Raw genomic sequence first — 12,168 nt, 5'->3', positions numbered from 1 at the left:
AATTACGATGATGGAGCAAAGTAGCGGGCAGTCACTGCTTACCAGAAAGCCAGGGGTGGATGGAACCTGGCAGCATTACTGATCCCTTGCGAATTACACTCCGGAGTATCTTGGGTAATGCCAAGCGGGTTGGCTCACGATATTGAGCTGAGAGTGGTATGATGAAGCTGGCCGGCTATGAATAATCATCGTACAATTTGGGTGGTAACACGGTTAATTTAATCGTCCCTGTAGTCTAATCTGGACTAGGGGACGATTTTTTATTTTATGGAATATAGGGAGCTGAATAGGTTGAATATTATCGATGAATTGGAATGGCGCGAAGCGATTAATCAACAGACGGACGCGGAGGGACTCCGTAAGCTGACCGAGGAGAAGGCGATTTCTTTGTACTGTGGGGTGGACCCGACGGGAGACAGCATGCATATTGGGCATTTGATTCCTTTTATCGTGCTGAAAAGATTTCAATTGGCAGGGCATAAGCCTGTCATTCTCATTGGCGGCGCAACTGGAACGATTGGTGACCCGAGCGGGCGTCAATCCGAGCGCAGTCTGCAGACGTTGGAGCAAGTTCAGGCTAACGTAGAAGCGTTAACCGCGCAAATGAAGAAGCTGTTCATGACCGATGGGGACAATGAGCTGAGATTGGTGAACAACTACGATTGGACGCACCAATTGAACGTAATTGATTTCCTGCGGGATTACGGAAAAAATTTCAGCATCAATTCGATGCTGGCCAAAGATGTCGTAGCAAGCCGCTTGGATAGCGGGATTTCGTTCACGGAGTTCTCGTATCAAATTCTGCAGTCGATGGACTACCTGCATCTGTATCGGGAAGAGGATGTGCAGCTGCAGGTGGGCGGCTCCGATCAGTGGGGGAATATCACAAGTGGGCTGGATCTCATCCGCAAAAAAGAAGGTCCGGAAGCCCAAGCGTTCGGCTTAACGATTCCGTTAATGCTGAAGGCCGATGGCACGAAGTTCGGCAAAACAGCCGGTGGCGCAATCTGGCTTGATCCGAAGAAAACGACGCCGTACGAGTTTTACCAATTCTGGGCGAATACCGACGACCGTGATGTCGTCAAATATCTGAAGTATTTCACCTTCCTGGATAAAGAAGCGATCGACGCGCTGGCTGAGAAGGTACAGACCGAGCCGCATAAGCGCGAAGCGCAAATTACGCTGGCCGAAGAAATGACCCGATTCGTGCACAGTGAGGAAGCGCTGGATCAAGCCAAGAGAATTACGGCAGCTCTCTTCAGTAGGGATATAAAGTCACTGACCGCCGATGAAATCGAACAAGGCTTCAAAGAAATGCCGACCTTCGAAGCGGCCAAGGAATCCAAGAACATCGTCGACTGGCTCGTTGACGTAGGCATCGAACCATCAAAACGCCAAGCACGCGAGGACATTACCAGCGGCGCAATCTCGCTGAACGGCGAGCGTGTCAATGAGCTGGAGTTCGAAATCACAGTCGACCTGGCCATCGAAGGCCGCTTCATCATCGTCCGCAAAGGAAAAAAGAAGTACCATTTGGTGAAGTTGGTTTGAGAGTAGTTTAGGGGTAAAAAGCGTAAGACACAGCATTTTCCTGCGGGAGGGTGCTGTGTTTTTTACAGAAGGGAATACAAAGTAAAAAACCATCTCAGGATTGCAGCTGAAGGTGGGTTCTCATCCATGAATGACTTAGAAGGAATTCTATCTAAGCAAATTGTAAAGACCAAGTGTGCTAACACTTGGTCTTTATTAAAGATACACCAGTATGGAGTTGTAATCCCTGTAGCTTACCTTTTCGGAGCTGCTTCAAACTCATTTGCGATATCCAGTCCAAATTGCTTGAGACCGTCTTTCGTGACCTTTAGGGGGAACACAGTTCCTAAGTCAAGAAAGATAAGCAAATACTGATCAGTTGCACTTTCATAAATCCACTTCAGTTCAAGATGCTTCTCGTAGTGGGAGAAATAGCCTTCATATTCCGGTATAGGGAATTTGGCCAGTAGATTTAGCAATAACTTCACCACTTTGTTAGTCCAGCCTACAGGAACTTCACGTATTAATGTGGATTGTTTGAAGTATCTCAGGTAGAACTTGCATCCTTCCCATTCCCCTGGAATCTGGTAGATGAAGCTTATTTCAACGTAAGTACTTTTGTCTTCGCAATCATATAAAATAGCCATAATTTTAATCACCTATTATTTAAAATTCCACTTCCCTTTAAGCCATCTTCCGCTTTTGATGCGATTCTCGATTGATTTATCATTATCTTTATAAATGGTAATTACAGTGTTATGAACAGGGTCGAGAATCGCTACTGTTCTATTATTTCTATCGACGATAACTCTTGATTTCCCTAGTGTATCATCAAATTTCTCCACAGCAACCATTCCTGAGCTTTTTCCAGATAATAAGTTATCGATCATGATACTAGTTATGCCATCTTTAACAGCTTCCTCAATAGCATGTTTTGTAATTTTTGTGACTACATTTTTTGTGGTGGCTTTGGCTGTTGCGCCTACCCCTTTTTTAGCCAGATCTTTAAAGACTAATTCGACTAATTTCTTAATTACTGCATTTTGAGTAGTTATTGAATTTTTAGAGAGTTTGTTTGTTTCTCTTAACTCTTTATAATAAGCTTCATATCCTTCCTTCAAGCGTCTATCGTATTCATCTTCAGTGATGTCTGTTTGAGCTGAAATATAGGTGGATGTTGAAGCATTTGCATTTGCCAAGATACTTGAACTAAGGATAATAGCAAACATAATTGACAATAGAAACTTTTTCATACGATGCATTCATGAGACCTCCGATATAATTATTTGTGGGAGTATTTCCCTGATTGTCGGCCGACCTTTGTTATTATACAGAAGTCTGAAAAAATTTAATGGCAATTACTTTAAATTGATTCCTTAGCCTATATTAAATGAATATTTGGTATCGATTTAATCTGTTATTGCTTAAAATCGTTTCTTGGTTCTATGGAAGGATATGTATGGTGTTTGTCGAAATTATGTATATATCACAATATACGGAATAGGAAATTGGGACTACCGAGACTTGCTTATCACCGTTCATATGAAACTAAGGTATAATTAATCTAAGTGGCATTACTTGATGAAGGAGACTGGAGATAATACATGCTAACAGGAGAAGTACGCAATAAAATCGATAAAATATGGTCGGATATGTGGGCTGGGGGAATCAGCAATCCACTCACGGTTATTGAGCAACTTACGTACCTGATGTTTATCCGTTCATTGGATGAAAAAGAGCTGGAAAATGAAAAGACCGAGGCGCTAATGGGAGCATCGATGCCCAGAATCTTTCCATTAGACGAAGAGGGTCAGAGCATGCGCTGGAGCAAGTTCAAGAACAAGGATCCGCGCGAGATTTTTGATATCGTTGGAACGAAAGTTTTTCCATATATTAAGAACTTGAACGGGGCTAATGAGACGGCATTCTCAAGATATATGCAGGATGCCATGTTCCTCATTCCTACGCCACAAGTGCTGCAAAAGATTATTACAGGTCTCGATGAACTCTACGAACATGACATTAAAGACTTGGACATGCAGGGTGATCTCTATGAGTATATGCTCGGCAAGCTGGCAACTTCCGGTCAGAACGGGCAGTTCAGAACACCCAAGCATATCCGGGATATGATGGTTCGGCTCCTTGCACCAACGCCGGATGATAAAATCTGCGACCCCGCTTGCGGAACTGCCGGATTCCTTATTTCTTCGGCGGAATACATTCGGGAGAAGTATGAAGCCGAGATGACCAGTGAACAGTGGGATCATTTTGCCGGAGGCATGTTTTCTGGATTTGATACGGACCGCACAATGCTGCGCTTGTCTGCCATGAACCTGATGCTCCACTCGATTAATCAGCCGAATATTGATTATGTGGACAGTGTCTCCAAACAAAACGATATAACTTCCGAATACGATATAGTTCTCGCCAATCCGCCGTTTACGGGTACGGTTGATGCAGAGAGCATTCATGACAATCTGAAGACAGTCTGCAATACGAAGAAGACGGAGCTTTTGTTTGTTGCCTTATTTTTGAGAATTCTGAAAAAAGGTGGCCGCAGCGCTTGTATTGTACCGGATGGCGTCTTATTTGGGGCAACTAAGGCACATAAATCTCTGCGCAAAGAATTGGTAGAGAATCACCAGCTTCAAGCTGTGATCTCCATGCCAAGTGGAGTATTCAAGCCTTATGCGGGCGTAAGCACGGCCATTCTGATTTTTACAAAAACTGATGCAGGCGGAACGGATAAAGTATGGTTTTATGATATGCAGGCGGACGGGTTTTCCTTGGATGACAAACGTTCCTCAATTGAAGCCAACGATATTCCGGATATTATAAACCGATTCCATCATCTAGATGCAGAAGCAGATCGCAAACCGACGGAGCAAAGCTTCCTGATTGATAAGTCAGCGATTGTAGAGAATGATTATGACTTGTCTATTAACCGCTATAAAGAAATTGTTTATGAGAAAGTAGAGTATGATGCTCCTGAGGTCATTCTGGATCGCCTAGATGAGCTAAACCTTAGCATTGCCTCGAAAATGGAGGAGTTGAGGGGGCTTATCCGTGAGTAGGTGGGAGAAGGTTCGGTTGGGGGATGTCAGCACTATAAATATGGGACAGTCACCGGATTCATCATATTATAATCAGGTTGGTGAAGGAATACCCTTTTATCAAGGTAACGCTGATTTTGGTGATATACATCCTGAAACAAGATACTATTGTAGTAAGCCAACCAAAATTGCTAACGCTGGTGAGGTTTTAATTTCTGTCAGAGCACCAATAGGTGCATTGAATATTTCAAATGAAATCTGTTGTATCGGGCGAGGATTAGCCTCGATACAGTCTAATGAAAAGATTAGCGATAATAAGTATATCTATTACGTTTTAAAAGCGAAAAATAAAGAACTACAATTAAAGGGAACTGGTAGTACATTTAAATCAATATCAAAAAAGACCTTGTTAGATTTTGAAATCCCCCTCCCCCCATTAGAAGTACAACAACAAATAGCTACAACCATGGATGCGGCTGCTGAACTGCTTGCTATGCGTAAACAACAACTAGCTGAACTAGATGAATTGATTAAGTCTGTTTTTTACGAGATGTTCGGAGATCCGGTTACGAATGATAAGGGGTGGGAACAAGGGGGAATTAAGGATTTGGCTGAAAAGCTACAGTACGGGACTAGTAAAAAGGCTACAACAAAAGAGACGAAGTATCCTATCTTGAGAATGAATAATATCACTTATAGCGGTACTATGGATTTTTCAGATTTGAAATATATCGATCTGGATGAAAAAGAAACTGCAAAGTACCTTGTCCACAAGGGAGAACTCTTGTTTAACCGGACAAATAGTAAGGAACTTGTAGGAAAAACGGCAGTATACCGTGAAAATACACCAATGGCGTATGCTGGTTATTTGATAAAATTAACACCTAATCAGAGAGCTAATAGTGAGTTTATATCTGGCTTTTTGAATTCCTTATATGGAAAAAAATTGCTGTATCAAATGGCGAAATCAATAGTAGGGATGGCAAATATAAATGCCAAGGAATTGAGTAACATTAAAATTTATATCCCCCCCCTCGAGCTCCAAAACGAATTCGCCAACATCGTCACTAAAATCGAGGAACAGAAGGTGCTTGTTAGACAAGCGATCGACGAAACGCAACAGCTGTTTGACAGTTTGATGAGTCAATATTTCGACGACTAGACGACTAGTTATTTAGCATGAAGGAGAGGTGAACAACATGCCTGCCAATTTTGGTTTCTTGCAAGGTCAACCTGAATATAAATTATTCGCAAGTGCTTGTATTGAAGCTGAACGTGTGCTGTCCACCTCTCCCGCCATGGCGGCGGTGGGCAGCCGCAAGGCTTTGGAATTGGCTGTGAAATGGGTATATTCTGCGGATAATACCATCAGCATGCCGTATAAGGATAACCTGCAGTCCCTTATTCATGAACCTACTTTTCGATTCGCAGTGGATTCACAGACCTGGGGTAAGTTGCCTTATATCATTAAACTTGGAAATTTGGCAGTACATACAGATCGGACTGTTCATCGCAGTGATGCGATCTTGTCACTGGCTTCCCTGTTTGAATTTGTCCAGTGGCTGGACTATTGTTATGGCAGTCGTTACGAGGAGCGGTCTTTTCGCGAAGAACTCATTCCCGATGAGAAAGTCGTCCTGGACGTGGCCCAAATTAAAGAGAAGGACAGTCTGATTGAGCAAAAAGACTCGGAAATCGAAGCTTTGCGTGCTCAGATTGCTGCGATGAGTGATCGGCTTACGGCCGAGAAATCGTTACATAAAGAAGAGCGTCAATTTACGCCAGAGGATATTAGCGAGTTCAAAACTCGGAAGAAGTATATCGATGTTGATTTGAAGCTGCTGGGCTGGGTGTTTGGCGAGGATGTGAAAGAGGAAGTCGAACTGCAAGGAATGCCGAATTCGGAACAGAAAGGCTATGCCGATTACGTTCTATATGGAAGGGATGGGCTGCCTCTGGCTATTATTGAGGCCAAGCGCACATCCAAAGACCCTAAAACTGGTTTTCAGCAAGCGAAGCTTTATGCAGATTGCCTTCAACGTTCCACAGGTCGCCGCCCGATGATTTTTACCACGAATGGGTTCGAGACGTATTTTTGGGATGATCAAACAGCACCAGAGCGCCAAGTTAGCGGTATTTTCTCCAAGTCGGATTTGGAGAAGTTGATGAACCGCAGAACAGAGCGCAAGCCGCTGGATCAAATTGAGATTGATGACAAGATTACTGACCGGTATTACCAGAAAGAAGCGATTCGTGCGGTATGTGACAGTGTCGAGAGCGGATATCGGAAGGCGCTGCTTGTCATGGCAACGGGAACGGGGAAAACCCGAACCGCTTCAAGCTTAACGGATGTCCTGTCCAGAGGGGGATATGTTACAAATGTGCTATTCCTGGCGGACCGGACGGCTTTGGTGAATCAGGCTAAGAACGATTTCAAGAATTATTTACCCGATATGTCGCTTTGCAATCTGCTTAGCAATAAGGACAATAAGTCGGCCCGAATCGTATTCTCCACATATCCCACGATGCTGAATGCGATCGATACAGCGAAGCAGGACGATGGGAAACGGTTATTTACACCGGCACATTTTGACTTGATCATTGTGGATGAGGCACATCGGAGTATTTTTAAGAAGTACCGGGTCATTTTTGAATACTTTGATGCGGTTGTTGTTGGGCTTACAGCTACGCCTAAAATGGAGGTAGACCGGAATACATATGACTTCTTTGAGCTGGAGAGCGGTGTGCCTACCTATGCCTATCCTTATGAAATAGCGGTGGATGTAGATCATGTCCTTGTGCCTTATCATAACATTGAGGTCAGAACAAAATTTCTTGATGAGGGAATTACGTATGATGGGCTATCGGAAGAGGATAAGCGGCGTTATGAAGAGGATTTTACGGATGAAGATGGAGAGATGCCGGACAGCGTTCCTCCACCAGCCGTCAATGAATTTATTTTTAACCAGTCCACGGTGGATATGGTGCTTGAGGATCTAATGACCAAGGGGCTTAAAGTTGCTGGCGGTGATCGCCTCGGCAAAACCATCATTTTTGCACAAAATAAGCGTCATGCCCAATATATCGTAGATCGGTTCAATGCTTTGTATCCCCAATATAAAGGTGGCTTTGCCAAACGGATTGTCTCCCAGGATACGTATGCTCAGTCGATCATCAGCGAGTTTAAGGTGCCGGATAAAGAACCGCATATCGCCGTTTCGGTAGATATGATGGATACCGGAATCGATGTTCCGGAAATCATTAACTTGGTCTTTTTTAAGCGGGTGCGTTCAAAAGCAAAGTTCTGGCAAATGATTGGCCGGGGAACGAGATTGCGAAAGAATCTGTTCGGAGAAGGGCAGGATAAAACTGGATTTGTTATTTTTGATTACCTGGGGAACTTTGAGTTTTTCCGTCAGTACCAGAACGGCATTGCAGGTAATGATACCAGAAGCTTAACGGAATCAATCTTCGCCAAAAGGGTGAATCTGATCCATCTTCTGCAGGACTCCGCTTATGCCGAAGACGAAGTTCAAGCGATCCGCAGTGAGATGGTGGAGATGGTTGTTCAGCAAATTCAAAAGCTTAATACGGAGTTGGTATCCGTCAAGCTTAAATTGCAATATGTTGAAAAGTATAAGCAGAAAGAGACATTCGTATATATCTCGGATTCTAGCAAACGTGAACTGAACGATCATTTAGCCCCTCTTGTCTATATGGACGAAGCGGATGAGCATGCTAAACGGTTCGATAACCTGATGTTTGGGCTAATGATCGCTCATATTGAACAATCCAAGCAGTTTGCAAGACTGAAAAATCAGCTAATAGATATAACGCAACGTTTGTCTAAACGCGCAACGATCACCGAAATCAAACAGAAGCTTTCCTTGATTCAGCGGGTTAGTGGTGAGGAATTTTGGGATACTGCCGACCTGATTACCTTTGAACAACTGCGGGTAGAATTACGCTCTTTGATGAAGCTGATTGTGGATGATGGTACAGGAGAAGGTATTATTTATACGAATTTAAAAGATGAAGTCATTGAAATTAACGAAGGAAAAGAGATGTACGAAGCTTATAACTTTGACAGTTATAAACAGAAGGTGAACCGTTATATCGAACAAAATAGAGATAATATCGCGATTCATAAGCTTCGAAATAATGTACCGCTCACCCAGGTGGATTACGAAAGCTTAGAACAAATTTTTATAGGTGAGCTTGGCACAGTTGAGGATTATAAGCGTGAGTTCCAGGATACGCCATTCGGGTTGCTGGTAAGAAAGGTTGCTAAATTAAACCATGAGGCAGCGATGAGTGCATTTTCTGAGTTTATTAATGATCAATCTCTGAATCAGATGCAAATCGTATTCGTCAAAAAGGTGATCGATTATATCACCCAAAACGGATACATTGACAATATAAGCGAACTGCTTAAGCCGCCATTTGATAAGCCACAGAGCTTCGTTAGGCTATTTGATGAAACAAAACAAAGGAAGCTGGTTGATAAGATAAATGAGGTAAAAGAGAATGCGGTAAGGATCACAGGAGCGTAATTTAGTGATAAGCACAGCGCCATGGTTGGTAACTGTGGCGTTTTCATTTTATAGGAAACCCCGCCCTACTCCCCAAACCGATTTGCTGCTTGGAACATCTTATCTAATTCCACGGACAGGCACGTCAGGTGAGGCGACCGGATCTTCCCCAAGCTGTCAAAAGTCTCTGATAGTTGATATTTCTCATCAACGAGAAGGAATTGATCAACTGTGGCATAGTGGGGATCGACGATCCAGTACTCTCTAACTCCGAATTGTTCATAGACGGCTTTTTTCTTTATCTTGTCCATAGCTCCAGAGCTTGGAGACAAAATTTCAATCAGCAGATCGGGAACGCCTTTAATGTACCCGTCCTTGATAATATGAAGGTTCTCGTTGCGGATAAAAATAATATCGGGCTGCAGAATATTAGCCTCATTAAAGTGAACGTCTAACGGAGCAAACAGAATCAATCCTTCAGTGTGGCTCCTAGCCTGTATCTTATTTTATTGTATGATGAGCTATTTTCTGTTTTAAAAAAACATTTATGATATATCCATAATATAGTGATATGATAGAACTGATTTTAACTAAAAATAGGTCTAAAGGTCTGGAGTGTAAGAGGTGAGGTGCTAGAATTAGAGAGCAGAATATCTTAAGAATGATTGCACAGTAAGTACTACAGTTTAAAAGTGGAGGCTAAGATGAGAAGGATTAATACGTTGTTGTTAGGGCTATGTCTCTTTTTATTCGCAGAGGCATCGGTGAGTTATGCAGAAGGGAATATAAATGCCACGGTGAGCGATAGCCAAGTCATTATTGATGGCAAGATTGTGCGCAGCTCCGGATTTAATATTAAGAATTACAATTATTTTCGTTTACGTGATTTGGCAAGTCATTTATCAGGATCTGATAGTCAATTCGATATTACCTGGAACAATGCCCAGAATGCGATTGAATTAACTACAGATAAGGCTTATTCAGCCAAGGAGTCATTCCATACCCCTTACTATAGTTCTGGCAAATTGTATGAAGCCAAGCTATCAACAGCAAAGGTTATTATTGACGGGGAGCTTCATTCTATACGAGCGTACAATATTGAGGACAACACCTATTTTCAGCTCAGGGATCTGGCTCAAGTATTAAAATTTGATGTTTCGTTTGATTCAGGAACCAATCGTATTGTTGTAAATCCATACCTACCTGAAAATGCGTATCAAGCGGCAGGTACAAAAGTGGGGAAAGAGAATACTGTTCAGTCTTACTTCTCAAGATGGAGCGAACCGATCCGTTCCCATTTAATAAGTAATAGCGATGGTACGTTCAGCAGTGTAACCGTAGATGAGGAACATGTTCGAATCGATTCATACAATAAGGACTATGAAGTAACATCAAGCAAAGAGCTTCCTCTTGAATTGCCACACTATGGGGCCTTTTACAATGGGGAGAAATACAACTATATTGCTTATGGACAAGATAATGAGGAAGAGAACAATAGTAAGGAAGTTATCCGAGTCGTTCGCTATGATAAAAGCTTTAACAGGATCGACAGTGTCTCTATTAAGGGTGGAGAGAGCATCACAATTCAGCCGTTTCGTTCAGCAGCCCCCAGGATGGCTGAAAATGGTGATGAACTGGTATTACATACGTCACGATTGAGATATACAGGCTCAGATGGTAAGAATCATCAGTCTCAGCTCACTCTAATTATTAATACATCGAATATGAGCTTAACCAATGATATAGGAGCATTTCAGAAGAATCATGTTAGTCATTCCTTTGACCAGTTTGTAAAATACGATGGGAAAGAACATGTCTTGGTGGATCACGGTGATGCGTATCCCCGGTCGATTGTGCTTCATAAAGGAAACGGATCACAGTATAAGGAAGTAGATTTGCTTCGTATTCCTGGAAATATTGGGGCAAATATGACTGGAGTCTCTCTTGGGGGAATGGAGATATCCTCTACGCATTATATAACTGCCTATAACAAGGTTGACTACTCTAAGGTGCAATCATTTACCAATTTCGAGATGGTCGGGCTTGATAAGGATGTTCGCGATATCATGCTTGCTGTAGTGCCACGTACTAATTTGACTAGTGATAAAGTTAATAACATAACTATAGCGAAATATACCTCGGGTACGGATCATATTGGCTCTGTCCCCAAATTAGTAAAAATAGACGATAATCGTTTCATGGTCTTGTGGCAGGAATTTGATCATGAACGTATGCCGCTCGGCGTTAGGTATGTAGAGGTTGACGGCAGTGGGAATGTTGTTGGTGAAATCAACAGTATTCCTAAATTTGTACTCTCCGATTGTGATCCGGTTATCGTAGAAGACGAGATTATTTGGTTTGTGGATAAAAAAGGCAAGCGTATTTTCTATACGATTCCGTTGAATGAGATTTAGAAAATACACAATAGAATATAAAAAAAGTGACCCACTCCATAGGTTGGCCAACCTATGGAGTGGGTCACTTCTTCCTAAGCACAAGCATTGGAGGAACCCGTTTTACCCCTTCGGATTCACAATCTCTTGAATGACGTTCTTCGCCATCCGCACTTGTTCAGGCTTAGCATTTCTAAGCATCATTACGATGTCCTTCAGATCAGCATTAGCCAATTCACTGCCCTCATTGATATATGCGAAAAGTTGAGCGACACTGACATCCAACGTTGCGGCTATTTTAGCCAAGTTCAACAAAGAAATGTTCTTTTCGCTCTCTCGATTTGTCCGATGTATGAAAAGTGGAACCCACCTTTTTCTACAAGTGCTTCTTGTGACAAACCCTGCTCTTTCCTTAAGGCTTTAACTCGAGCGCCTACGAGTTTTAAAATATCCTTTTCGGTCATAGTCCACACCTCTCTATATTAAAAGTGTAGACAAGTTTATCAGTGGCAAACATAACTACTTAGTAATCATCCTCGACAATTAGGATGTTTTATCTAAATAATCTACGCAATTAAGCCGTTGTTCTTTATTTACAAATAAGGAAAAAGGCTCATGCTATAGCTTTTCAAAAGGCTTATACTACTTATTTGAGGAAAA

Annotated in this window: 8 protein-coding genes, 1 pseudogene and 1 other annotated feature (1 of these 10 only partly in view); of the genes and pseudogenes, 5 read left to right on the top strand and 4 right to left on the bottom strand. The window is 42.4% G+C overall.

Going from position 1 to position 12,168, the window contains the following annotated elements; translation table 11 throughout:
- Positions 1–233: a binding site (T-box leader), on the top strand; it begins 2 nt to the left of the window's first position.
- Between the two features lie 58 nt (positions 234–291).
- On the top strand, positions 292–1,551 hold the full coding sequence (gene tyrS, locus EIM92_RS21690) for a tyrosine--tRNA ligase (RefSeq protein ID WP_125084621.1): 1,260 nt from the start codon (positions 292–294) through the stop codon (positions 1,549–1,551).
- A 233-nt stretch (positions 1,552–1,784) separates the two neighbouring features.
- Here tyrS and EIM92_RS21685 read toward each other — a convergent pair whose 3' ends face one another.
- Together EIM92_RS21685 and EIM92_RS21680 are read right to left on the bottom strand one after the other, a co-directional pair.
- Positions 1,785–2,177 carry a hypothetical protein gene (locus EIM92_RS21685; RefSeq protein ID WP_125084620.1) on the bottom strand — a complete coding sequence of 131 codons (393 nt, stop codon included), beginning with the start codon at positions 2,175–2,177 and terminating at the stop codon, positions 1,785–1,787.
- Positions 2,178–2,192: 15 nt separating this feature from the next.
- Positions 2,193–2,792, bottom strand: a complete 600-nt coding sequence (locus tag EIM92_RS21680) for a DUF4258 domain-containing protein (RefSeq protein WP_125084619.1) — start codon at positions 2,790–2,792, stop codon at positions 2,193–2,195.
- 342 nt (positions 2,793–3,134) lie between these two features.
- On the opposite strand from EIM92_RS21680, the gene EIM92_RS21675 reads away from it, so the two are divergent.
- The 3 genes from EIM92_RS21675 to EIM92_RS21665 are packed head-to-tail and all read left to right on the top strand — an operon-like array spanning position 3,135 to position 9,136.
- Positions 3,135–4,604 (top strand): type I restriction-modification system subunit M, encoded by a 1,470-nt coding sequence (locus tag EIM92_RS21675; RefSeq protein WP_125084618.1) that lies wholly within the window; start codon positions 3,135–3,137, stop codon positions 4,602–4,604.
- Complete coding sequence (locus EIM92_RS21670; RefSeq protein ID WP_125084617.1) at positions 4,597–5,745, top strand: restriction endonuclease subunit S; 1,149 nt, start codon at positions 4,597–4,599, stop codon at positions 5,743–5,745. Before EIM92_RS21675 ends, EIM92_RS21670 begins: the two co-directional genes overlap by 8 nt.
- Before the next feature lie 37 nt (positions 5,746–5,782).
- Complete coding sequence (locus EIM92_RS21665; RefSeq protein WP_125084616.1) at positions 5,783–9,136, top strand: DEAD/DEAH box helicase family protein; 3,354 nt, start codon at positions 5,783–5,785, stop codon at positions 9,134–9,136.
- Between the two features lie 65 nt (positions 9,137–9,201).
- On the opposite strand, the gene EIM92_RS21660 is transcribed toward EIM92_RS21665, so the two are convergent.
- Positions 9,202–9,588, bottom strand: coding sequence for a Uma2 family endonuclease (locus EIM92_RS21660; RefSeq protein WP_164515176.1), 387 nt, complete (start codon positions 9,586–9,588; stop codon positions 9,202–9,204).
- A 231-nt stretch (positions 9,589–9,819) separates the two neighbouring features.
- Between EIM92_RS21660 and EIM92_RS21655 the strand changes: the two genes are divergently transcribed.
- Complete coding sequence (locus EIM92_RS21655) at positions 9,820–11,529, top strand: hypothetical protein (RefSeq protein WP_125084614.1); 1,710 nt, start codon at positions 9,820–9,822, stop codon at positions 11,527–11,529.
- A 102-nt stretch (positions 11,530–11,631) separates the two neighbouring features.
- On the opposite strand, the pseudogene EIM92_RS24790 reads toward EIM92_RS21655, so the two are convergent.
- Positions 11,632–11,972, bottom strand: a pseudogene (locus tag EIM92_RS24790) (helix-turn-helix domain-containing protein).
- Positions 11,973–12,168 lie beyond the last annotated feature (196 nt).

The organism is Paenibacillus lentus, assembly GCF_003931855.1.
Taxonomy (GTDB): domain Bacteria; phylum Bacillota; class Bacilli; order Paenibacillales; family Paenibacillaceae; genus Fontibacillus; species Fontibacillus lentus.
The sequence above is the reverse complement of the archived record's forward strand: the minus strand, read 5'-3'. Positions and strand labels throughout refer to the sequence as shown.

Coding starts and splice junctions, on each gene's coding strand:
- EIM92_RS21665 (WP_125084616.1), top strand. CDS start 5,783: ATGCCTGCCAATTTTGGTTTCTTGCAAGGTCAACCTGAATATAAATTA.
- EIM92_RS21675 (WP_125084618.1), top strand. CDS start 3,135: ATGCTAACAGGAGAAGTACGCAATAAAATCGATAAAATATGGTCGGAT.
- EIM92_RS21655 (WP_125084614.1), top strand. CDS start 9,820: ATGAGAAGGATTAATACGTTGTTGTTAGGGCTATGTCTCTTTTTATTC.
- EIM92_RS21680 (WP_125084619.1), bottom strand. CDS start 2,792: ATGCATCGTATGAAAAAGTTTCTATTGTCAATTATGTTTGCTATTATC.
- EIM92_RS21685 (WP_125084620.1), bottom strand. CDS start 2,177: ATGGCTATTTTATATGATTGCGAAGACAAAAGTACTTACGTTGAAATA.